This window comes from Legionella norrlandica (assembly GCF_000770585.1).
Lineage (GTDB): Bacteria > Pseudomonadota > Gammaproteobacteria > Legionellales > Legionellaceae > Legionella > Legionella norrlandica.
On sequence record NZ_JNCF01000004.1, the window covers coordinates 62,292 to 86,045 of the forward strand.

Sequence of the window (23,754 nt, forward strand, 5' to 3'; positions counted from 1 at the left end):
AATAAAAGGTTTAAAAAATTAAAGAGTCAGTATGTTTCCTTCCCTATTCGCTTCAGTATTTTCTGCTGCATTAGTTGCGTTATTGAATAAAGTTGGAAAATGCTGATGTGGAGCAGATCCTTTTTGAGAGAGGTTGAATCTGTTATCACCTAATAAATTACGTAATAAACAATGACTGTCTGAATGCGGAATCAGTTCACAGCGCCTAGGTTCGCTTAAATAATATTGATGATCATCTAGCTTTCTATGCGTCTGCAAGTCTTCTTCATGAAATGCCCAATGATATAATTCGCTGCGATTTACCTCAATGAAAGAGAGTAAATATTGTTTTAATTCTCCGGCCTGATTATCAATTTGGTTGCAAATCAAAGTCAGCCCATGAGCGCCAGCTGAGAATAGGGTACCTACCGAATTATCCCAAAACTGTCCGAAATTATAAAGGATGCTACCGACAGCGTAGGCAATGACTCTTGAAATTGGGTTAATAATAGATAAGGTTATTCTTGTAGTTAATGACAAAGCATCAATCAGAGGGAGAACCAAACAATTTTTAATGAGTTGCAGAGGGGGTAAAAAAATCAATCGGATGCCATTAATACTGCAGTTTCTCAAAATATTGTTGGAAAAATGTCCAAAAGGGGAGGTAAAACCATAAAGAGGTGAGAATTTAAATTCAGAGACAAAGTTGCTTGTAGAGGGTCGTTCTGCGATCTCAATAAGTAATTGACCTATCTTGCTGATATTCCCCATTGTCGCGAGTGTTTTACGAAAAAAATTGGTGATCCCTCTAAAAGGGACATGAATTAAAAGAGAACTCCCTTCCAGTAAAGGGATAGTTAAAATAGCCAAAATAAGATCAGCAGTAGCAGCCACTGTTTGTTTGCTTAACCGTTTTACTAAAATGGCATTTTTTTTCCAGCCATTGATAAAACCATTTTGGTAGCCATAATAAAAACCTTCAAAAAAGGGAGCAAAAGCTAGTTTTCCAATATTAATAATGTTCTTACAGAACCATTTACAAGTTCCAAGTAACCAGTCATCACCTGGATGCATAATGGTATCATAGACAGCTGCTCCGCCTTTACCGCCGAGAGCAGCATAATTAGTGTAGGGAAAATCACCCATTTCATGTTGTAAAGAAGGAATTGCTTTGGTTAAACCATAACCAAGACTGAGCGCTAAAGCGGCAATTATGGCAATTTCTGCTGGATCTTCTTTTAAGATAGAAACAGCATCAACAAAAAATTTATCCAAATTACCGCTAACGACCATGCCTTGCCAGAGTGTTGCAGAGGCTGAGATGGCCTCTGAAGTCGTACCATGGTTCATTAAACGAGCTAATTTTTGAACGGGCTCAATTCCATGAATCAGACCACTTAAATGTAGCTTCGTTAATATATTAGCGAGAACATTAGGGGCAAGTACTGCACCTGCTCCATAGACATAAGCAGCCATAGCTAATGTCCCAATCATTGGATTTCTCTCGCTGGTGTCTATAAAAAATCCTGCCAAATGGCGCACTACTCCCAGGATTCTATGCAACGGGTTTTCATAAGTGTGGGGGCTAGGAAGATGGTTTGCTCGTGCAATTACATAAGGGCTATTATTAATTTGATCTCTAATAAATTCTTCAAGGGTTTGCCCATTTGCAAGGAATCCTTGATTTTCCAGAGCCTTATGTAAAGAATGGCTTTTATTTTTTTTTGATCCTGGATGTTTACCTGTTTCGGAAGAAACGCTCTTGGGAGCATGGCCAGCATGGACATGATTAAAAAATTCTTCATGCAGATCGTGTACAATAAATTGACTCATGCTTGTGTAGAAGCTTTTAAAAAAATCAGGTATTCGGGAAATAAATGCTCTAAGGCGAAGACTAACTCTTTCAGGAAGATAAAGATGTCTTTTACTGATTTGACTTAAAATATATAAATCTTCCCCATCTGGTAAGGGATAAAATAGTTGATCATGAATAAAATATTGGAGGGGAACTAATTTGTTTTCAAGTCGCAACAAGATTGTTTTATCTTTTGGCACAATAACCCAGTTGCCATCAGGTAATAGACTTAGCAGTTTTGTTGCTTTTTTTATACTCTTTGCTGTGATTGGTTCATTACTACTTTCTGTGAAGCTCTTAACCAGTTCAACGAGGTTGGTATAACCTTGTTGAGGGAGCCCTTTGAGTTTATAGTAAGGGGTAATTTGGGTAATCGATACGCCATTTGAGCGTTCTTGGACTTCGATTTTATGGCTAGGTTTGGTAGTAATCGCAAGATAGCGCATCCAATCTTGCCCATCACGCCATAGTTTAGTAATAAATTGCTCCAGTTTGGCAAAGCGATTAGCCGGTAAATCTTTAAGTTCTGGGGCTGGATTAAGTTGGTAAAGCTGACAAATAGACCTTAGGGCATCATCAAGATCTTGATTATTATGTCCAATGTGTATTTCACTATCCCAGATAAAACAAGGGGCGACTGGTTCACCATTTTGTGTTTTGGTGATCTTGGTGAAGTCCATTTGGTCTTGACGGGAAACAGGAAAAACTCGATTAAATTGATAATGCCGTGCTGCTTTTAGGGCACTATAAAGCTCATAACCTAAATTGCCTTCCGATACTACGGGATTATTTGCAATCAAACGATTGCCATCTTGGCAGCGTCCAAGTATGACAATCACTTGTTTTCTTAATTCTTCATGGCCTGTGTAATCGTGAGGTTTTAATTGCCTTTCTTTTTTTAATAATTTACTTAACGCAAGTACACCCGCATTGACTAGATTAATTTTTTCTTGCTGTTCAGGCTTAGCGGTTTTTTATAATTTTCAGCATGAAGTTTATAGCGATTAATGCGATTAATTATATCAGCTACTAACGAGGATGGTCTTTCTCCTGGAAGGGCTTTTAAAAATTCAGGGTTATGGGTAAATAACAATAATTGAACTGTTTTTTTATTATGGTTAGCTATTAAGCGTAATCTGTCGCCTCCTGGAAGGAGATATTCCATGGTATAGCTCCCATATAAAACCGTTCCAGCTTCATAGCTAAAAACACTGCCAGTAATGGTTGGCATGGCTTTATGGGTATATGGTGTAACTCTTAAAGGTACAACAACTTGAGTATGACCATTGTTGGTTTCAAAATCAGGCATAAAGACTTATTGTTTAAAATAAAGTAAAAGACCTGCTGTCATATTGTATACTTGTATAAGTTGTAGATAAGAAACCCTCAGCTATCTACTACAAAAAATCATTTATAATTTAGTGACAGTCAGGCAAAGGTTACTCGAATTAGAACTGAAATATCAAGTATCTATAGTGAAATTTTAGTTTCCATAATTCCTGTATGGAAGTTTTATATCATGACTGTTAAAATGTCTTAAAAATAAACAGGAATTAAGATTAATGAATAGTTATTGCGGATATATTGCTTTGGTAGGTAGACCTAATGTGGGCAAATCAACTTTGCTGAATCGTATTCTACAGCAAAAATTAAGTATTACCTCCAGAAAGCCACAAACTACCCGTCATAGCATTTTAGGTATTCAGACAGAAGGCGAATTTCAGTTTGTTTATGTAGACACTCCAGGTATTCATCAAGGGAATACAAAAGCGATTAATCGAATGATGAATAAAACCGCTATTAGCGTATTGCGTGATGTCGATGTTATTGCTTTTATTGTGGATGGGACCATTGGAAAGACGAAGATGAGTATGTATTGAACTTAATTCGACGTGCAGAAATTCCTTGTATTTTAGTAGTTAACAAGACTGATAAAATTACTGATAAAACAACGCTTCTGCCGTGGATAGAACAAATAAGTCAACGATATGAGTTTGCAGCGATTATTCCGATATCTGCAAAAACAGGTGTGCAAGTAAACGAGTTAGAAGCGAAATTAAAAACTTATTTACCTGAAGGTCCTCATTTATTTCCCGATGATCAGTATACTGATCGATCGACGAAATTTTTATGTGCTGAGCTCCTACGCGAAAAAATTTTCCGTTTTTGCGGCCAAGAGTTACCATATGCTGTGACAGTAGATATTGAATCGTTTAAAGATGAAGGGAATTTGGTTCGTATTCATGCTTTAATTCTGGTAGATAAAGAAAATCATAAGAGAATGGTGATTGGAGATAAAGGTCAAAAACTAAAGGAAATGGCAACTAGTGCTCGTTTGGATATGGAAAAAATGTTAGACAAGAAAGTTTTCCTGCAATGTTGGTGTAAGGTGAAGTCAGGTTGGTCTGATGATGAGCGTATATTAAAACAATTAGGTTATGACCATTAAATCTCTGCATGCCTGGGTGATTCATAAACAATGGTCTGGCGATACTAGTGCCAGAGTCAAGTTTTTTACGAAAGAATTAGGATTAATTAGTTGTCTTTGCAAAGGAGGAAGGACTCCTAAAAAGCAATCCTTACTCCAATCTTTTATTCCCTTATGGGTTAGTATTGAAGAGCGGTATAACCAATATTATTCAAGAACTATAGAAAACACTTCCTCTATGTTGGAGCTGGAAGGGGATTCTCTTTTTTCCGGCTTATACATCAATGAATTGCTTTATCATGCGCTAAGCTCCGACTGTAGTGACCCTGATTTGTTTGATGCCTATCAGTTGACATTAAATGGCTTGGCCTCTACACGTGAAAGGCAGAGCATTGAAGCGTTATTGCGTCGTTTCGAATGGGCATTACTTAAGGCATGTGGATATGCTTTCTCATTTCTTCATGAGGCACGCACAGAAGAATTGATTATTCCTGGGGCCTATTATCAATTCGTGCCTGGCGAAGGTTTCGTTTTGGGTAATGATAAAAATATTCCTGGCGAACATTTACTTGCTATAGCTGTAGATAATTTAAGTGAAGCAACCTATTTAAGATCAGCAAAATTAATAATGCGTCAGGCTATTGATCATCTTTTGGGCGGTCGGGAAATTAAAACACGGGCTTTGTATGGATAACGACCTCTATTGTTCTAGAATAGAGCTCTTGCCCTGTTATACAATATACTTCAATAGAAGTTTGGAAAGAACTTTAATATACTCTTCTTTTTCATATTTTTTGGTGCACAATGAATAAAGAGCTATTATTAGGTGTTAATATTGATCATATAGCCACAATAAGACAAGCTCGTGGAACTCGCTATCCAGATCCTGTTCAGGCAGCGATGGATGCCGAGGAAGCAGGGGCAGATGGCATTACTTTGCATATGAGAGAGGATTTACGTCATATTCAGGCGCGTGATGTGAGGCTAATCAAGCAAGTGCTGCAAACACGCATGAACCTTGAGTTAGCAGTTACTGACGCTATGCTTGATTTTGCAGAAGAAATTTCTCCAGAGCATACTTGTTTAGTACCCGAAAAAAGGGAAGAATTAACTACAGAGGGAGGATTAGATATTCTAACTCACCAAAAGGCTGTAGAAAAAGCAGTGCGCCGTTTACAGTTAATGGGAAGCGAAGTCTCTCTATTTATTGACCCGGATAAAGAGCAAATAAAAGCAGCTGTTGATGTTGGCGCTCCAGCTATTGAATTACATACTGGTTGTTATGCTGATGCTACTTCAGAAGAGCAACAACATTATGAATTACAACGAATTAAAGATGCGGCGGTATTTGCTGCCGGTTTAAATTTGATAGTGAATGCAGGTCATGGGTTACATTATCATAATGTCAAACCTATCGCTGCAATTAAAGAACTCAATGAACTTAACATTGGACATGCTATTATTGCCAGAGCTCTGTTTTGTGGTTTAAAAGAAGCGGTAAAACACATGCGCCAATTAATGCAGGAAGCGAGACACTATGTCAATGACTGACGTGATTGTCATCCGCATCACCGGAGATTCGGGGGACGGAGTGCAGTTGGTAGGTGAACAATTAACTATTAGTGCGGCACTAACAGGTCGTGATGTGCGCACTATGCCTGATTTTCCTGCAGAAATTAGGCTCCAGCAGGAACTGTTGCCGGGGTTTCTGGGTTTCAGCTGGCAATGGCTGAAAGAGCCATTTTTACTGCAGGAGAATCCCTGGATGTTTTGGTGGCTTTAAATCCAGCTGCATTAAAAAATTCTCTACAATATTTGAATCAAGGCGGCTTGTTGATCATTAATGAAGACAGTTTTCAAGAAAAAGATTGGCAAAAAGCTGGGGTCGAGAAGAATTTTCTGGATGGTTGTAAAGAGCATTATCATATCGTTTCCTTCCCATTAATTACTCAAACTCTAGAAGCAGTGGCCTCTGTGGAGCTCACAAAGCCACAAGCTATGAAAGCGAAAAATTTTTATATTTTAGGTCTGGTTTTATGGTTATTTGATTTGCCCACAGAAACATGTCAAAGCTTTATCGCTAAAAAATTCAAAGCTAACCCATCTATAGCCAAAGCTAATGAATTGACTTTGTTGGCAGGATATAATTTTGCTATGACGCTGGAGCTTTCTCGCCGTAATTATATGCTTGGGGAAGTCAACAGACATTCAGGGGAGTATAGGCAACTGACAGGAGTTGAGGCGGTAGGCTTGGCTTTAGCTACTCTAGCTACTTGCACTCAAATTCCTCTATTAGTGTCAGGTTATCCAATAACACCGGCTTCGTCTATTTTGCATGAATGTGCCCGATTATCTGATTATGGAGTCCAATTAATTCAGGCAGAAGACGAAATCGCGGCCATTTGTTCTTGTATTGGAGCAGCTTATGGAGGGCGCTTGGCCTTAACCTGTACTTCTGGGCCTGGGCTTGATTTGAAATGTGAAAGTTTGGGCTTGGCAATAGTGACTGAGTTGCCCCTGGTATTAGTAGATGTGCAAAGAGCTGGTGCCTCAACAGGGTTGCCAACTAAGACTAGTCAGAGTGATTTAAGGCAGGCTTTGTATGGGCGACATGGAGAAGCCCCGTTACCAGTTATTGCTGCCCAATCGCCATCGGACTGTTTTAATACTGTTATTGAAGCATTTAAAATTGCAATTAAATATATGACTCCAGTTATTGTATTGCTTGATGCTTATTTGGCTAATGCAGCAGAACCCTGGGAAATTCCTGATCTGGATACTATAAATCTGCCAAAACTGGAATTTAATCGATTTGACAAGCCTTTTCATAGAGATGAGTTTTTAAGTCGCAGCTGGAATATTCCTGGTACTGCTGGCTTTATTCATCAAATTGGTGGATTAGAAAAGCAGGGCGATGAAGGACGAGTCAGTTATGATGCTGAAAATCATCAGAAAATGGTGACTATGCGGGCTGAAAAAATCAAGGGGGTTGCTAGAGATTATTCTGCATTGATGGTTGAAGGAGACATCAATGCACCTCTGTTGGTTATTGGGTGGGGTAGTACTTTTGGTAGCTTGAAGTCTGCAGTACAGCAGTGCTTAGAGCAAAAAATACCTGTTGCTTATTTGCATTTACGTCATCTTAACCCGTTACCTAATGAGTTAGATTCTTTATTAAAAAAATATGAGAAAGTATTAGTTGCGGAATTAAATTCTGGTCAGTTATGTCAGTTACTCAGAGCGACTTATTTGATAGATGCGCAATCAATTAGTCAATGCAATGGTCAGCCTTTTAGTGTTAATCATTTAGTAAGTGTCATCAAAGCGGAAGCCAATTATGAACAACAATTATAAGCGTGAAGATTTTGTTAATACGAATGAAGTTCGTTGGTGTCCTGGCTGTGGTGATTATGCGATTTTAGCTGCCCTACAAAGAGTACTTCCCGAATTAGGCTTACCTCCTGAGCAGCATGTATTTGTATCAGGTATAGGTTGTGCCGGCAGGCTGCCTTATTATATGAATACCTATGGATTTCACACCATTCATGGCAGAGCAACGGCTGTGGCTACTGGATTAAAGGCCATGAGAGATGACTTATGTGTTTGGGTGATTACTGGTGATGGGGATGCCTTAAGTATAGGAGGTAACCATTTACTCCATATCTTAAGGCGCAATGTCAATGCGAATATTCTTCTGTTTAATAACCAAGTGTATGGTTTAACTAAAGGACAATTTTCTCCTACCTCTCAAAAAGGGCAGGTGACAAAAACATCACCAAAAGGAGTTACTACGGAGCCAATTAATCCCATGATGATAGCTCTGGCTGCAGGAGCTAGTTTTGTTGCACGAGCGGTTGATAAAGATCCTGGACATCTAGGTTCTATTCTTAAAAAAGCTTACGAACATCAAGGGTGTTCTTTTATTGAAATCTATCAGGATTGCAATATTTTTAATCATGGTGCCTTTGATGATTTTGCAGTTAAAAGTAATAGAGCAGAAAACACAATAATACTAGAAGAAGGGCAGCCTTTATTATTTGGTGCGCAAAAGGAAAAGGCATTGCAGTTATGTAACGAGCAGTTTACTCGAGTTTCAGCCGATGAAAAAAATCTTTATAAGCATGATTCAAGTAGCTTCATTGATGCTATGCGTTTAACGCGATTAACTTTCCCGGGTTATCCTGTTCCTCTGGGAATTTATTATCAAAATAGGCGTGAATTTTTTACTTTAAACCAAGAAGTGAAGAAAAAAGCCAGTGATTTGCCAGAACTTTTTAGAGCAAAGGCGAGTTGGCGGCAAGATTAGGGGTATGCACTGTAAATAAATTTAATTATTTTTAAAACATGGAAGTCATTTGTCAAACAATTGAATTTTATAGGGCGTTACGAAAAGCGCGGGATAACGTAGGTCTTATGGTTATTGATGGTGTGTCTCACCGACGAATCATGAAGTACTTATGTCATTGGTGTTTGTGGTGGAGAAGAACTGTAGCGTCGAATTGGAGTATTAACGAATTGCTTCAATGGTTATTAGATTCTTGTTGGAGGCCAAACGCCTATTGCGGTAGAATTTCTAATAGACTTTCGTTTAATTTGTCTTGTTTCTCTTGCATCAGGGACTCTTGGTTGGTTACCTGCATATGGACTTGCATTATACAGTTAATGTAAGTTATGGTCAAATTAGGGCGCGTTATAACCGGATACTGGCATTGTGTTTTTTGCAGGCTCTTTCTTGCTCATTTTGAGGTTATTGCTATAGCATGAATATCGGCGAAGCCTCATTCAAGGGGGAAAGTTCAAGGCGACATAAAAAATCTGTGCTCAATTCAAGATTGAATCGTGTCTAAAAAACTTCAGGGACGTTGCCTAATAATGTGATAAAAAAATCCCGGCATAAGCCGGGACTCAGGTAGAGGAGACGATATTAATTAGTCGCGCCCTGAAAAAGCACTTAGCAGGTTGAGCAAGCTAACAAATAAGTTATAAATAGAGACAAACAAACCAATAGTCGCTACGATGTAATTAGTTTCCCCTTCATGGATGATTGCACTGGTTTGCAATAGGATTAATCCAGATGAAATTAGTATGAATGCTGCAGAGATTACTAATTGCAAGGCAGGGATTTGGATAAATATTCCAGCTATCATGGCTAATAGAGCCACCATAACACCAACAAACAGGAAACCACCTAGATAACTGAAATCTTTTTTAGTGGTAAGAGCATAGCCTGAGAGGGCGAAGAAAATCATACCAGTACCGCCGAGAGCCGTAGCAACAATTTGTGGGCCGTTTGAGAAGCCTGTGATGTAATAGTTAAGTACAGGGCCTATGGTATATCCTAAAAAGCCTGTAAAAGCAAAAACACTAACCAATCCCCAAGCGCTATTTCTTAAGGCTTGGGTTAAAAACATCAAACCATAAACGCCAACGATCATTAGCAGAGGATTCATTGGTCGAGCGCCGCTAATAAAGGACACATAGGCAGTTAATGCGCTAAATAGAAATGTTAAGCTTAGTAATAAATAAGTGTTTCGCAATACTTTATTGGTTGCGATCACCGATTCACTACGTTGAGTAAGTAGGGTAATATCATTTCGGTTCATTGTTCAGAACTCCAGTTATTTATTCTCAGTCTAGCATATCTATGGTCAAGTTTCCTGTTTTCAAGTGAGAACATTTGAAAATTTTGTAATAAACTTTACATATGGACCAATAGACAAGTTATTATTAAGGTGAAATGACTTTCATGTCAATTTTGTTTTTGGGTTAGACAGGACGATATAGTAAGATTGATGATAAAGAATAATTTGAGGCATTAGAATGAATCGAGTCGCACTAGTACAAATGGTCTCTTCAGCCAAAATAGTTGATAACTTGGAATGTGCTGAACACTATTTAATTCAAGCTAAAGAACAAGGTGCTAAATTAATCGTGTTACCCGAGAACTTCGCATTTATGGGAAGGACGGAAGCAGAGAAGTTACAAATTGCGGAAAGTTATGGCCAAGGTCCTATCCAACAAAAAATGAGCGAATTAGCAAAAGATTTAGGATTATGGATAATCGCAGGTACAATTCCATTAAAAGGCCAAGGTTCGAAAGTAAGATCAAGTTGCATTGTTTATGATGATGGGGGGCTAATAGCTGCGCGTTATGATAAAATTCATTTATTTGATGTGAGAGTTTCTGAGCAAGAAGAATACCAGGAATCATTAACCGTAGAGCCAGGGACAGACTTGGCTCTTGTTGATACCCCAGTTGGCAAGATTGGATTAACAGTCTGTTATGATTTGCGTTTCCCAGAATTATATCAACAACTTGTGCAGAGAGGTGCGCAGCTATTTACCGTGCCTTCCGCTTTTACTGCGGTAACTGGTGCAGCCCATTGGGAGGTTTTAGTAAGAGCAAGAGCAATTGAGAACTTATGTTATGTTTTAGCTCCTAATCAGGGCGGAATTCATGAGAATGGGCGTCAAACCTATGGTCATAGTATGATAGTAGAACCATGGGGTAAAATGTTAGCACAAAAACAAGAAAACCAGGGAATAATATTTGCGGATATTGACTTACAAAGATTGCAACAATTAAGGAAGCAATTTCCCTGTGTTGAACATCATGTATTAATATAAAAGGCATTCAAATGGCACAATCTCTTACCATAGCGAAAAATATTTTATTATTGCCAGCTTCACTGGATGAAGCTGAGATAGAAAAGTTATTTAAGACAATGGCTAACCGCAATCTGGATGACGCCGATCTTTATTTCCAAAGTTGTAGTTATGAGTCTTGGTATCTAGAGGATTCGGAAGTTAAAAGTGGTAGCTTTTCTCTGGACAAAGGAGTAGGTATACGTGCTGTGAGTGGTGATAAAACAGGTTTTGCCTATTGTGATGATATATTACTGCCCCCCATGCTTCGGGCAGCAGATGCGGCGCGTTCTATTGCTATTTCTGGTTCTAAAACAGTGCCTTCTGTCCGAGTATCAACCAATCCTACCAAACGATATGAAAACTTAAATCCTCTTGAAGGAATGAGTAAACAGGAAAAAATCGCCTTGTTGGAAGCTATTGATAAAGAAGCCCGTAGCCTTGATCCAAGAGTGATACAAGTGAATGCCTCCTTGAGTGGCTGCTATGAGGTGGTTATGATTGCCAACATGTCAGGCCAGATGATGGCTGATATAAGACCATTAGTCAGCATTAATGTCAGTGTGATTGTAGAAGATAAACAAGGCAGAAGAGAATCGGCGCGTTCAGGTGGTGGGGGAAGAGTTGCTTATTCTTATTTTACAGAAAAGGAAAATGCACTGAACTATGCACGTGATGCAGTGCGCGAGGCGCTGACCAATTTGCAGGCAGAGCCAGCTCCAGCTGGAACTATGCCAGTAGTCCTCGGGCCAGGGTGGCCAGGAGTGCTGCTCCATGAAGCTGTTGGACATGGTTTGGAAGGAGATTTTAATCGTAAGGGATTATCGGCTTTTTCAGGGCGATTAGGACAGAAAGTCGCTGCTACTGGCGTTACAGTGGTAGATGATGGCACTTTATTGAATAGACGTGGTTCTCTTACCATTGATGACGAAGGAACTCCTGCGCAATGCACCACCTTGATTGATAATGGTATTTTGGTTAATTACATGCAAGATAAGTTAAATGCTAAACTAATGGGGATGAAATCAACCGGTAATTGTCGTCGTGAATCATATGCTCATGTTCCTATGCCCAGAATGACGAATACTTACATGTTATCAGGACAATATGCACCTCAGGAAATTATTCGTACAGTCAAGAAAGGACTGTACGCTGTGAATTTTGGAGGTGGCCAGGTCGATATTACTTCAGGCCAGTTTGTATTTTCTGCCAGTGAAGCTTATTTAATTGAAAACGGCAAAGTCACAAAACCAGTTAAGGGAGCTACTCTTATCGGGAATGGTCCAGATGTGATGAAAAAAATAAGCATGATAGGAAATGATTTGACATTAGATAAAGGGATTGGTGTTTGTGGTAAAGAAGGACAATCTGTTCCTGTTGGAGTTGGTCAGCCTACTTTAAAGATCGATGCCTTGACGGTTGGTGGGACTAAATAAGTATCAAAGTATTAAAATAATATCAGACTGTCAACAAGAGCAAGAAATCTCAATAGGGTGAAAATTGCAATTGCGAGTAAAGGTTAATATTTTGTAATTAACTGGTCTAGAATAACAACTAAAGATGCTTAAGGATGAGCCATGCAAAATGATTCCAAAACGAATTCATTATTTCAATTGTTATTGAGAAATGAAAAAGAGGCTGCAGAGCGGGTATATTTAAGACAGCCAAAAAATGGAGTCTGGCATGAATATACCTGGCTGAAGTGATGTTGAAAGCACGAAAAGTAGCCAGTTTTTTACAGCAATTGGGACTAAAAAAAGGAGATCATATCTCTATCATCTCTAAAAATTGTGCTGAGTGGTTTATCACTGATTTTGGAATCCATATCGCAGGCATGGTCAATGTACCTTTATTTGCTAATCAAAATGAGGAAAGTGCTCATTATGTTTTGGAACATGGAGATGTTAAGTTAGTTTTTATCGGAAAATTGGATGACCATCAGCGAGTCAGGCAGTTTATTCCCAAGAGTTACCGTACAATCAGTTTTGATTATCATAAAGATCTACAAGTAGACTATGAATGGTCTGATGTTGTTAAGAGTGAGCCTTTGGCTAATCTGGTGGAGCCGGAATCTGATGAATTATATACCATCATTTATTCATCGGGGACTACAGGTTCTCCCAAAGGAGCTATGTACACTAATCAGTCCATAGCCAATTATTTAACTGTTTTTTCTAAAGATATTCTTAGAATAAGAGATTTGGAGCATTATAAATTAATTTCATACCTTCCTCTCGCTCATGTCTATGAGCGTTCTGCGATTCAATTGGGGAGCGTCGCTATTAATGCTACTGTATCCTTTGTTGAGAGTTTGGATAAATTTGCGGAGAATTTAAGAGAAATACAACCCACTTTTTTCACAGCGGTTCCACGCATTTGGGGAGTGTTTAAGCAAAAAATTGAACAAAAATTGTCGCCAACCACACTGAATTTTTTATTAAAAATACCTCTAGTTTCCACTTTAATCAAAAGGAAAATAATTCACAGTTTGGGATTAAATCAATGTACTAATTGTTTTTGTGGAGCTTCACATTTGCCTAACTCCATTTTTGACTTTTTCGAGAAGCTGGGTATTTTTATTCAAGAAGGATACGGTCAAACGGAAAATATGGCCTATGCTACTTTATCCATGTTGGATGATAGGAAACGTGGTTATGTTGGTACACCGAGATTGGAGGTTGAGATAAAAGTTGGTAAAGAGAATGAGCTGCTCATGAAAGGCCCTTGTTTAATGGCGGGTTATTATAAAAGCGAACAAGCCACTAAAAATGCTTTTACTGAGGAGGGCTGGTTGAGAACTGGTGATGTAGTAGATGTTGATGATAAAGACAGAGTTAAAATATTGGGCAGGCTTTCTGAAAACTTTAAAAATCAGACAGGGGAGTTTATTGCGCCTTCTCCAATAGAAAAATTGTTTTCAACCAACTCAATGATAGAACAAATCTGCTTGGTTGGCAGTGGATTACCCAGTAATGTCCTATTAGTCACATTAAATGAAAGTGTACGATTAGGCATGCCAAAAGAGGAAGTTAATCATTTGTTGCTAGATACTTTAAAGCAAGTTAACTCAAAGTTGGCTAAATATGAAAAGGTGAGTCATATTATTATATTAAAAGATACATGGACAACAGAGAATAATAAGCTAACTCCTACTTTGAAAGTAAAAAGAAGAGTTATTGAAGAAAATTATGCTGATTTAATCCAAAAGGCATTAAAACAACGTCAGCCCGTTGTTTGGGAATGAGGGATGTTATTTATCAGCGGTAACAGTTCGCCGGAATGCGGCATATTTTAATATTGTGAATAAAAATTACACTATACCAAGATTCAAGTTATGCACTTTGAATAGTTACTATCAGCTTGTCATTTCAGACTGATGAGATAATTTATTTAATAAAGAATGGATTTCAAATATTCGCTCTTCTGGTGAGGTAGAGTCTAAAGTAAAACGCAAACGTTGTGGGCCTTCCATTTGATAGCGTTTGGCATGGGTTTGTATCAGGCTGATTAATGCGCCGGGATCAATAGAAGGTTTTTCACTGAAATCCAGCTTACCTTGCTGTGCGCTGGCGCTAATTTTTTGAATACCGAGCTGGTCTGCTTTTAATTTTAATTCTGTGATTAAAAATAAATGTTTCACTGGAGGGGGAAGTAAGCCAAATCGGTCTATAAGTTCTATTTGTAATTCTTTGAGTTGTTGACTGTTTTTGGCATTAGCAATCCTTTTATACATAATTAATCGATTATGTATATCTCCAATGTAATCTTCCGGAATAATAGCGCTAATCCTCAAGTCAATTTCAGGGCCTTGATGCATAGGGGCTGATAACTCTGGAATTTTACCAGCTTTCAAGTCGCTAACTGCCCTATCCAGCATTTCCATGAATAAATTAAATCCTATAGCATGCATATTCCCGCTTTGTTCTTCACCAAGCAATTCTCCTGCTCCTCGGATTTCAAGATCATGAGTTGCCAAAGTGAATCCAGCTCCCAAATCTTCCAAAGACACAATGGCTTCAAGACGTTTTACAGCATCTGGAGTTAGTGATTTTTCGTTTGGAGTTAATAGGTAGGCGTAGGCCTGGTGGTGGGAGCGTCCAACACGACCACGTAATTGATGCAATTGTGCTAAACCAAATTTGTCTGCTCTATCAATAATAATGGTATTGGCAGTAGGTATATCAATTCCTGTTTCAATGATCGTAGTGCAGACCAGGACATTAAAACGATGATGATAAAAATCCGACATAATGCGTTCTAACTGCCTTTCACGCATTTGCCCATGTGCTGTTTGGATTTTTGCTTCAGGTACTAAAGTTTGTAGATCCTGACAAATTCTATCGATAGTTTGTACATTATTGTGGAGATAAAATACCTGTCCTCCCCTCAAAATCTCACGAAGTATTGCTTCTCGTATTGTCAAATCGTTTTTTTCCTGCCAAAATGTTTTAATTGCTAAACGTTTAGCTGGTGGAGTCGCAATTAATGAAATGTCTCTAATTCCTGCCATTGCCATATTTAAGGTACGAGGAATGGGAGTAGCAGTCATGGACAAAATATCAATATGGGTACGCAAAGATTTTATGAACTCTTTTTGCTTTACCCCAAATCGATGTTCTTCATCAATAATTAATAAGCCTAAGTTTTTGAAAGATATATTGTTTTGAAATAATTTATGAGTGCCTATTACAATATCTACTTTACCTGATTGTAATGCAGAAAGTACTGCCTCGGATTCTTTATTGCTACGAAAACGGGACAATAATTCAATATTCACAGGGAAATCTGCAAATCTATCTCGAAATGATTCAAAATGTTGTCCTGCTAATAGAGTAGTTGGAGCAAGAATGCACACTTGTTTCCCATCTTGTACTGCTACGAAAGCGGCACGCATGGCAACCTCTGTTTTTCCAAACCCCACATCACCACAGATTAGGCGGTCCATGGGTTTGGATGATTGCATATCTTTAATAATTTGTTCAATAGCTTGAAGCTGATCAGTTGTTTCAGTAAAAGGAAAGCCACTAGCAAATTTGATGTATTCGGATTGATTGAAATCGTATTTATGCCCTGGTTGGGCTTCTCTTTTCGCATAAAGATCGAGTAGTTCAATAGCTACGTCATGAATTTTTTCAGCAGCTTTCTTTTTTTCTTTTTGCCATTGATCAGAACCCAATTTATGCAATGGGGCATGTTCGCTATCTACCCCTGTATATCGGCTTATCATATGTAGAGAAGTGACAGGAACGTAGATTTTATCGCCCCCAGCATAAGCAAGAACCAGGAATTCGCTTGGAGTACCATTGGTGTCGATATATTGCAAGCCTTGATAACGCCCTACGCCGAATTGAAGATGTACAACTGGAGCACCTAATCTAAGCTCAGCCATATCTCGTATAATTAAATCAGGATCGACTGCTTTTTGAGTACTTCGTCGCTGAGGTGTGCTTTGGTCACCAAATAATTGCGATTCGACAATGAGTGCAATTCGTTGATTAGTGAGTTCACAACCATAAACCAATGGCCCAGTGGTTATGTTGATAGGAGCATCATCATTAATAAAATCAAACCATGAATTTTGTATTTTCGGAGTGATATTGCTCGGTTTAAGCAGATCCAGCAAGACTTCTCGACGCCCGGCACTTTCAACAACAATAAGATAGCGACGAGTTGTATCGGCACAATAATTACGCAACTGACATAAAGGTTCAATGTTCTTTCTATCAATAGCTAATTGAGACGCTTTAGCAATATTAAAATTTAATGCCCCTTTTTTTTCTGAAGGTCTATGATATAGACGCAATTGTTCATAGGTATTCGCTTTGCCTAATAACTCTGATGGGTTAATAAAACAATGGGTTGGTGGTAAAATAGGCCGGCTGATATCATGGCGTCGTTGTTCGAAGCGTTCATTTAATTCTTGCCAGAATTGTTCGGCATTCTCTTGAATTTCTTCAATTAAGCAAATTTTTGCAGTGGTGGGAAGATAATCAAAAAAAGTGACTGTTATGTCAAAAAATAAAGGAAGATAATATTCTATACCTGATGGAAATTGTCCACTGCTGATTGCTTCATAGATTGGGCAATGGCTAGGATTCCCCGGAAAATGTTCCCTGAAAGTTCGTCTGAATTGGAGTTGGCTTTGTTCATTTAATGGGAATTCACGAGCGGGTAATAAGTTGATTTGGTTAATTTTTTCTATTGTACGTTGGGTTTCTGGATCAAACTCTCTAAGACTTTCAATTTCATCATCAAATAACTCAATGCGAAAAGGTAACCCACTGCCCATTGGTAGATGTCGATGATGGCTCCTCGTAGAGCATACTCGCCATGTTCAAGCACTTTATTAACGCAGTGGTAGCCTGCTTGCTGTAATTGATTTCTAAAGGCATGAAGATCGATTTTTTGGCCTTCTTTAAGCATTAATGCATAGCGATGCAGGAATTCTGGGGGAGAAAGCTTATGCATTAGAGTACTGACTGAGGATATGATTATGCCATTTGTAATTTGTTGAACTCGACTTAAGGCGTAGAGTCTTTCTGAGATGATATCTTGGTGAGGAGAAAATTGGTCATAAGGCAAAGTCTCCCAGTCCGGGAAAAATAATAATTCTTGATCTGCTTTAGGATCGATGAAAAATTGTAATTCATCTTGTAACTGACTGGCACTTAAATTGTCCTGAGTAATCAGTAACTTAATTCCAGGCGTTTGCTGACAATATTCCGCCAAAGCAAGTGTCAAGCTGCTACCATAGAGTTGTCCCCAAATTTGTTTGCTTTTTGTGGGTTGATAAAGTAGCGTTTTTGTATTCATCTGGGCCAATGAGTAAAACTTAAAACTGTTTAGTATACCTTTAAATTAGTTAATCTGCATCTGCTGAATTAGTCGCAATTAATTAAGCAACGAAATCGTTAAGACCTAAAAAATTATTGATTGAGTGGCAGAGCTGCTTTTGCTCTGAAATATTCATGTCTGAACAATCCCCCAAATCAATCCTGCTAAAAACTAAATTCATCACAAGGTGTCGCTTACCTTCCTTAGTCTGGTAAGCTACAATTTTTTTTACATCACTCAAGGGATAGGTTTTAACCCAAGTAATGAACCAAGTTTTTTTAACGGTGACTAGCTCTAAATTTTTATCAAAACTAACCTCGGTTCGTTTTCTACTATACAAAGTGGCAGCGATAAGACCAATAGACCATAAATACTGATCTAAGGTTCTAGGAAGAGATGGGAGATTGAATTCTTTAACATCGGTTTCTGTTAGATAGCTATTGATCCTATCCGCTATTTCTTTAAGTTCAGCAAAGTTACCACAGCTTAAATAAAAAGAGATCTTTTTTTGATTTTCAGCGGCATAAGACAACGGATTAGTTGCTGTACTCGTTACCAGAACTATTTCGCCACAGCTATTTCGTACCCTATTTTTGCGGACGCTAGGATTTATTTGAAAGCTTGCGTATTTAAGTGTACCTACGTGCGTATGCCACGGAACAATGAGGAAATATGTCGATCTTAGTACGCAGCCGGTTGCTAAAGTGGTTGTTTTCTTTTCACAATATATTTGATAAGAAGGGTGAAAGATACCAAAGAAATAGAGTAAAGAACCAAATAAAAATAAGATAACTAGAGGTTGCCACAAATATAGCGTTAAATTATTTTGGCGGTTCGAATCAAAAAGCCTAATTTTTTCTGGACTTTCAGTAACTAATTTCATTGACATCCAAGATTCCTTCTTTTTGTATTTATAATCATTATAGAGGAGATCTCGCCTGTCTACTGTCTCTGATTTACTCATAGACTCTTGTTTTGGGGCTAACCATTGTTCTTGTGCTCATATCTTAGCTCGATTCCCATGCAAAATAGAGTAATGAATATTGACAATCAAAATTCCCTGAATCATTATTTACCTTGTACTTTTCTCTGTGTGACTTTACTTATATATTGAGCGATATGATTACAATCTGAAGTAATGACAAACAGAATCAATACCTATCAAACAACTGAAAAAGGGAATTTCGAATGAAAAAATTTAGTACTTTATGCTCGTTGCTATTACTTTCTACGATTACTGTTTCCCCGGCTACTATGGCAGGACCTGTAGGTCTCGTTGTGGACATCTATTGCCCTGTTACACAAGGTGCTCCGAACGTCATTACTAACTTTGGTGATTATATTGCTGGTTATGGCATGGAAAATATCTTATCACAAAATAACCCTATTTATTTTAAAACTATTTCCATGCCCCACGATGTTCCTGCTCATCTTGGAAATTATTATAATGAAACAGTCAATTATAATAGTACTACAGGACAAGTGACTTGCAGCTATATAAGCAACAATCCAATAGAGCCTCGATTTGCTGTAGCCTATACTTTGACAAATGGCAAGGGGGGAGCTGTCCAATGGCAATCTGGAAATTCAATTAATATAATTTTTCCAGTTGGTTTAAAAAGTTAAGCAAAAGAGAGCAACGGGGTTAAGTCTTTCTTTTTTCTTATATGTTGTGGCCAGTAATATGCATTGGAGGAAATTCCTATCATATAAAGCTCGGACGCATGTGCCGATCTCTTACTTGGAAAAAAGAAAGACTTAACCCCGTGCCCCCATTATACTTGCTATTATGGGCTGACCTGGTGCAAACCATTTTTGTTCATGTGGTCATTAATTAATTGAAGAATAATAGGCTTTCGTATATTATCGTTGATGTTTATCATCATATCTGAAACAGTTCTAGCATCGAGCTCTTTGGTGGTAGGGTTAGTTTCAGTAGAACGTAGGCTTGGGTCTGCCCCATTCTCTAATAACAACTGAAAAACATCTGTGAGTAAAAATCTTGCAGAAAACATTAGTGGAGTGAAGTTTTTACTACTCTCCTGAGCATTAATATCTGCTCCATTATCTAATAAATACTTGATAAGATTAAAATGTTCTTCAGTGACCGGGCATAGTTCAGTTTTGGCATGTTTTTTTCTATTTGCAGCAAATATTGCAGCATGTAATAGATTATTACCATTAGCATATCTTCCTCTAACAATAATATCCTGCGCCATGTCTTCCTTTTTAAGCCAGTTCATAACCTGATCTGGGTACTCTATAAGCTGCTTTATACTGACGATATTATCAAGCGCTATGTTATTTTGAGTATTGGATTTTTTCATAAACCAATTAAATAGCATCATAGATTTTAACTCAAAAACAAACCTAACCTGTATTATACATTAAATCACAATAATGGTTAATATATTACCAATAATTATTAAATATAACTTCTTGGCTAGCCAACTATTAGTAATGGTAAAGTGCCAGCAAACATAGTATTAGGAGAAACCGTAATATGGAAATTGCGAGTTAAGTATTACGCTGCGTTAATACGGCTTATCTGCTAGTAGGTCCAACCCTATTTTGGGGCTGTTGCTAGCGCTAATGCAACCCATCCGGGTTTTCTCCTGATACTGATTCATGATTGATCTTCGTCAAAGTCAACTAATTCCAGTTTGGATACTTCTGGATCCTCTAATTCGATATCGACTGATTCAATTTTCTGGAATCGGGAAGTAATTTTTTTGGCAGAGGTATTCACTTCGTTGACATCCTGATGAGCCATATCAATGTGCCTGGATAATTTATCCATTCTTTTTTCGAAGCGTTGAAAATCATTCGCCAAAGCTTGTAAGTGTTTTTGAATAATGTGAACTTGTTTGCGGGTGGCGTCATCTTTTAGGACTGCTTTGGCAGTAGTTAGAACGGCCATTAAGGTACTTGGCGATACTAGCCAGACTTTAAGCCTCTGGGATAAAGCAATTAGGTCAGGGTAATTGGCATGAATTTCAGCAAATATAGACTCAGCAGGAATAAACATCATGGCCCCATCGGTAGTCTCGTTAGGAACGATATATTTTTCCGCTATGTCTCTAATATGTTTTTGGATATCTTGGCGGAATTGTTGTTGTAACGATTTTCGATCATTAGACAAAGCCTCTGTGTTAATTAGTTTTTGGTAGGTTTCTAAAGGGAATTTAGCGTCAATAACTATATTTCCCGTCGGTTCGGGCAAGAACAAGATACAGTCAGCCCGTTTCTGGTTGCTAAGAGTATATTGCATTTGATAATTGGTACCTGGGATCATATTGCTAATCAGGGTTGACAATTGTACTTCACCAAATGCCCCACGCGCTTTCTTATCTACTAAAACATCTTGAAGACTTACAACGTGATTTGAGAGTTCAGTAATTTTCTTTTGTGCTTCATCAATAATAGTTAAACGTTTGACTACATCGATAAAAGTAGAAGAAGTTTTTTCAAACCCTTCAGTTAATTTATGGTTAACTTGTTGGGTCAATGATTGTAAGTGATTACGAATTTCCTCAGTGAGCAGTTGTAGATGAGATGTGAGTGAATTAGCATGCTGCTTGAAGCTGTAGCTCATTTGCTCTCTGACATCGGTCATTTGTTTTTGAATTGCATCACTAATGAGTTGCTGAATGGCCAATTGGCCTTGAGCTATTTTTTCATTAATGAGTTGTTGACTGGTTTGATAAGATTGATTTAAATCAATATGCAGTTGATGAAGTTGAGTGATTAAAGTTTGCTGTATTTTTTCACTGATCTGTTCACTAAGCTTTCTTTGCTGATTTTGCTTTATAATGAACCAGATCAGTAATAAAAATTGGAGGGCAATAGCCAACGTTATGCCCTCAAGTGATGAGATAGAAGAAAAGACTGTCATTCATTATTCCAATTGGGTAAGCTTGACAGGTTGGTTATATTGATAAACAGTTTTTAGCTGACCATAATCTATCAAGCGTAAATAGCCTAAATAGAGGTTATCCTCTGATAATTGGTTGGAATTGTCAAAGGTAAATTGTATGAGATGTTTTCCTGGCTCAAGCCATTGGGCTTTTTGAGAGGTTTGTATAGGTTTTACCCCTCCTCTGCTATTTTTTTGAAATAATACGCTTTGCAGGGCGTATCGGCTTCCTGTAGCAACGTCTATTGTGACAACAAAAGTCAAAGGTTTGGAAGACAGTTTTTTGACATTCATAAGAGTCGCAGAAGGAATCGCATAAGAGAACGCAGTATGTCCAGATCGTCTAATAATTTCTTGCCCATATTCGGTTTGAACGTCGGTCTCTAAATACCAATTTTCACCGCGATCATTTAATTCTGAATCTAAAATGGCAGTTCCCTCAAATTCATTGGATTTTATCTTGGTCAATTTAAGAGGAACTATCTGACCTTTAGGTCCTACGAGTCTGGCATCAATATCATCTACGTTGTATTCGGTGATGTCGTTGTGGAGTGAGATGAAAGCAGTTAATTTATCTCCATATCGATAATTAAGAGAATCCGTTTCAACTTGTAGATAAGTAGCAGAAAATTTATCAAAGACATTTATCATATAAGAATCTGCGTTTTTTGCATCAATGTCTTTGCTTTTTAACAGGAATTTTCCATATCCCAATTCGGGTTTGATTTGCAACATAGTCTGATATTTGGTAACTGCTAATGGATGATCGCCAAATGCTACGTCTTGGTTATAAAGCGTGGAAGCCTCTTTTAACGTCAAGAGTTGATTTTTTGGTGTTTTAATAAATAATTCTGGAATTGATTTATTTTGTAAAGGAGTAATTCGAACGACAGCGCCAGGCGCCAAGGTTGAAATAACCACCCCGTGTTGTAATTGCTCCAAGGGAATACGCTCTCTATAACCATAACTTCTACGCACATTGCTAATTTGTTGGGTTAATGGTTCACTGGCAATTTCCCATCTATCCTGTAAGTTTTCACGAGATAATTGACTGCAATTATCGCACTCATAAGATTTGGTTGGCTGTTTTGGCAATGTAAACGCATTAGCTTGTGCAATACAAAATGCAGATATTAATATGAGATGAGTAGTTTTCATTTTACAACTCCTTCATTAGCTAAGGCATTGATAAGAATTTGATCCAAACCAAAACAAGAATGTCGACTTTGGTTGTGGCTTAAAGGTAAATTATTGTCTGTTTTATCTATGTCGTAGAACCATACTTCGCCAGCTTGAGCTTGGGAATCACAATCTAGGAAGCCATCAGCGCACTGATTAAGATAGAGCTTTGCAATTTTCAGTCCGCTATTTAGTATATAACCGTTGCAATAGCTAGATGTTGAAAAAGGTGAAGCGTATACGTCAGTGCCTACTATGACTTTGAAGGGAATAGGTAAAGAAGGACGGCCTTTGCTTCCTAATAGCAACTCATCATTATAGATAAGCATATCGCCAACACGTTGTTGCTTTACTGCATCAGAAAGATATCCTAGTAACCAGGCAAGACTTGTTTCAAATATGCCACCATTTAATACTTCATCAGCAAGCAGAGTACCTCCGCTAGAAGGGGCAATCGCAATCACCTGGCTGATTTTGCGCTTTAAAGCCATGTAGCGGCCATCATAGGTAGGATTTGAAAGAATCCAGCGCATGACGTTAGCACCGTCCGAATGTGTGTAGACAGTAAGAGAGCTCACATTTTTATCTTTAATGAATTCAAGGAGTTGATCTGCAACACACTTGGCAGCATCCTCATGCCACATATATTGACTAAAATCACAATGCACTACATAGTGATTTTCTGGATTTTCCAAGGATTGGGAGATGCTTTGAATAAAATCAATTTTCCAGTATCCCCCATAGGCATCTTCCCTGTGGTCTCGAGTGCCATGTACAAAGGCAATACCGGGGGTAGAATTCGAGTTGGGATGAGAATGGATTGGGAACGAGAATAATAAGACGAATAATGCGGTCAAGAAGCGTAGAAGTTCCATTTTCAAAATATCTCCTTCAATACAGAAACGTATCTATATCATG

At 38.1% G+C, this 23,754-nt stretch carries 13 protein-coding genes and 4 pseudogenes; 9 read left to right on the forward strand and 8 right to left on the reverse strand.

Annotated features, from left to right (window positions below; translation table 11 throughout):
- Positions 1-18 precede the first annotated feature (18 nt).
- Positions 19-3,143: pseudogene (locus tag OK13_RS01900) on the reverse strand (hypothetical protein).
- A gap of 253 nt (positions 3,144-3,396) precedes the next feature.
- On the opposite strand from OK13_RS01900, the pseudogene era reads away from it, so the two are divergent.
- The 5 genes and pseudogenes from era to OK13_RS01925 all read left to right on the forward strand — a co-directional run bounded on the left by era (position 3,397) and on the right by OK13_RS01925 (position 8,568).
- Positions 3,397-4,283: pseudogene (gene era, locus OK13_RS01905) on the forward strand (GTPase Era).
- On the forward strand, positions 4,273-4,956 hold the full coding sequence (recO, locus tag OK13_RS01910; protein ID WP_035887123.1) for a DNA repair protein RecO: 684 nt from the start codon (positions 4,273-4,275) through the stop codon (positions 4,954-4,956). The pseudogene era and the gene recO overlap by 11 nt, the downstream one beginning before the upstream one ends.
- A gap of 110 nt (positions 4,957-5,066) precedes the next feature.
- Positions 5,067-5,813 carry a pyridoxine 5'-phosphate synthase gene (gene pdxJ, locus OK13_RS01915; protein ID WP_035887124.1) on the forward strand — a complete coding sequence of 249 codons (747 nt, stop codon included), beginning with the start codon at positions 5,067-5,069 and terminating at the stop codon, positions 5,811-5,813.
- A pseudogene (locus OK13_RS01920) lies at positions 5,800-7,616 on the forward strand (2-oxoacid:acceptor oxidoreductase subunit alpha). The gene pdxJ and the pseudogene OK13_RS01920 overlap by 14 nt, the downstream one beginning before the upstream one ends.
- Positions 7,600-8,568 (forward strand): 2-oxoacid:ferredoxin oxidoreductase subunit beta, encoded by a 969-nt coding sequence (locus tag OK13_RS01925; RefSeq protein ID WP_035887125.1) that lies wholly within the window; start codon positions 7,600-7,602, stop codon positions 8,566-8,568. The pseudogene OK13_RS01920 and the gene OK13_RS01925 overlap by 17 nt, the downstream one beginning before the upstream one ends.
- A 622-nt stretch (positions 8,569-9,190) precedes the next feature.
- On the opposite strand, the gene OK13_RS01930 is transcribed toward OK13_RS01925, so the two are convergent.
- Positions 9,191-9,865 (reverse strand): Bax inhibitor-1/YccA family protein, encoded by a 675-nt coding sequence (locus tag OK13_RS01930; RefSeq protein ID WP_035887127.1) that lies wholly within the window; start codon positions 9,863-9,865, stop codon positions 9,191-9,193.
- Between the two features lie 217 nt (positions 9,866-10,082).
- Here OK13_RS01930 and OK13_RS01935 point away from each other — a divergent pair, with 217 nt between their 5' ends.
- The 3 genes from OK13_RS01935 to OK13_RS01945 all read left to right on the forward strand — a co-directional run bounded on the left by OK13_RS01935 (position 10,083) and on the right by OK13_RS01945 (position 14,151).
- Positions 10,083-10,889, forward strand: a complete 807-nt coding sequence (locus tag OK13_RS01935; RefSeq protein ID WP_035887128.1) for a carbon-nitrogen hydrolase family protein — start codon at positions 10,083-10,085, stop codon at positions 10,887-10,889.
- A gap of 11 nt (positions 10,890-10,900) precedes the next feature.
- Positions 10,901-12,343 (forward strand): metalloprotease TldD, encoded by a 1,443-nt coding sequence (gene tldD / locus OK13_RS01940; RefSeq protein ID WP_035887129.1) that lies wholly within the window; start codon positions 10,901-10,903, stop codon positions 12,341-12,343.
- A 269-nt stretch (positions 12,344-12,612) separates the two neighbouring features.
- On the forward strand, positions 12,613-14,151 hold the full coding sequence (locus OK13_RS01945; protein ID WP_241480340.1) for an AMP-binding protein: 1,539 nt from the start codon (positions 12,613-12,615) through the stop codon (positions 14,149-14,151).
- A gap of 111 nt (positions 14,152-14,262) precedes the next feature.
- Here the strand turns inward: OK13_RS01945 and mfd are convergent.
- A pseudogene (gene mfd / locus OK13_RS01950) lies at positions 14,263-17,720 on the reverse strand (transcription-repair coupling factor).
- 82 nt (positions 17,721-17,802) lie between these two features.
- The gene (locus tag OK13_RS01955; RefSeq protein WP_035887131.1) at positions 17,803-18,630 is read right to left on the reverse strand and encodes a hypothetical protein; all 828 of its coding nucleotides are present in this window, start codon (positions 18,628-18,630) and stop codon (positions 17,803-17,805) included.
- Positions 18,631-18,929: 299 nt separating this feature from the next.
- Here OK13_RS01955 and OK13_RS01960 point away from each other — a divergent pair, with 299 nt between their 5' ends.
- Positions 18,930-19,367 carry a hypothetical protein gene (locus tag OK13_RS01960; RefSeq protein ID WP_035887133.1) on the forward strand — a complete coding sequence of 146 codons (438 nt, stop codon included), beginning with the start codon at positions 18,930-18,932 and terminating at the stop codon, positions 19,365-19,367.
- 161 nt (positions 19,368-19,528) lie between these two features.
- Here OK13_RS01960 and OK13_RS01965 read toward each other — a convergent pair whose 3' ends face one another.
- From OK13_RS01965 to OK13_RS01980, 4 genes are all read right to left on the reverse strand, one after another.
- A complete protein-coding gene (locus OK13_RS01965) occupies positions 19,529-20,068 on the reverse strand; it encodes an ankyrin repeat domain-containing protein (RefSeq protein ID WP_206538879.1) in 540 nt (179 codons plus the stop codon).
- A 299-nt stretch (positions 20,069-20,367) separates the two neighbouring features.
- Positions 20,368-21,636 (reverse strand): DNA recombination protein RmuC, encoded by a 1,269-nt coding sequence (locus OK13_RS01970; RefSeq protein WP_035887137.1) that lies wholly within the window; start codon positions 21,634-21,636, stop codon positions 20,368-20,370.
- 3 nt (positions 21,637-21,639) lie between these two features.
- Positions 21,640-22,815, reverse strand: a complete 1,176-nt coding sequence (locus OK13_RS01975; RefSeq protein ID WP_035887138.1) for a DUF4785 domain-containing protein — start codon at positions 22,813-22,815, stop codon at positions 21,640-21,642.
- Entirely contained in the window at positions 22,812-23,711 is a 900-nt protein-coding gene (locus tag OK13_RS01980; protein WP_035887140.1) for a hypothetical protein, read from the reverse strand. Before OK13_RS01980 ends, OK13_RS01975 begins: the two co-directional genes overlap by 4 nt.
- Positions 23,712-23,754 lie beyond the last annotated feature (43 nt).

Excerpts from the sequence above, each read along its gene's own strand:
- OK13_RS01970 (WP_035887137.1), bottom strand. The coding sequence starts at position 21,636 with ATGACAGTCTTTTCTTCTATCTCATCACTTGAGGGCATAACGTTGGCT.
- OK13_RS01965 (WP_206538879.1), bottom strand. The coding sequence starts at position 20,068 with ATGAAAAAATCCAATACTCAAAATAACATAGCGCTTGATAATATCGTC.
- OK13_RS01930 (WP_035887127.1), bottom strand. The coding sequence starts at position 9,865 with ATGAACCGAAATGATATTACCCTACTTACTCAACGTAGTGAATCGGTG.
- OK13_RS01935 (WP_035887128.1), top strand. The coding sequence starts at position 10,083 with ATGAATCGAGTCGCACTAGTACAAATGGTCTCTTCAGCCAAAATAGTT.
- OK13_RS01945 (WP_241480340.1), top strand. The coding sequence starts at position 12,613 with ATGTTGAAAGCACGAAAAGTAGCCAGTTTTTTACAGCAATTGGGACTA.
- recO (WP_035887123.1), top strand. The coding sequence starts at position 4,273 with ATGACCATTAAATCTCTGCATGCCTGGGTGATTCATAAACAATGGTCT.
- OK13_RS01925 (WP_035887125.1), top strand. The coding sequence starts at position 7,600 with ATGAACAACAATTATAAGCGTGAAGATTTTGTTAATACGAATGAAGTT.
- pdxJ (WP_035887124.1), top strand. The coding sequence starts at position 5,067 with ATGAATAAAGAGCTATTATTAGGTGTTAATATTGATCATATAGCCACA.
- OK13_RS01980 (WP_035887140.1), bottom strand. The coding sequence starts at position 23,711 with ATGGAACTTCTACGCTTCTTGACCGCATTATTCGTCTTATTATTCTCG.
- OK13_RS01975 (WP_035887138.1), bottom strand. The coding sequence starts at position 22,815 with ATGAAAACTACTCATCTCATATTAATATCTGCATTTTGTATTGCACAA.
- OK13_RS01960 (WP_035887133.1), top strand. The coding sequence starts at position 18,930 with ATGAAAAAATTTAGTACTTTATGCTCGTTGCTATTACTTTCTACGATT.
- tldD (WP_035887129.1), top strand. The coding sequence starts at position 10,901 with ATGGCACAATCTCTTACCATAGCGAAAAATATTTTATTATTGCCAGCT.
- OK13_RS01955 (WP_035887131.1), bottom strand. The coding sequence starts at position 18,630 with ATGTCAATGAAATTAGTTACTGAAAGTCCAGAAAAAATTAGGCTTTTT.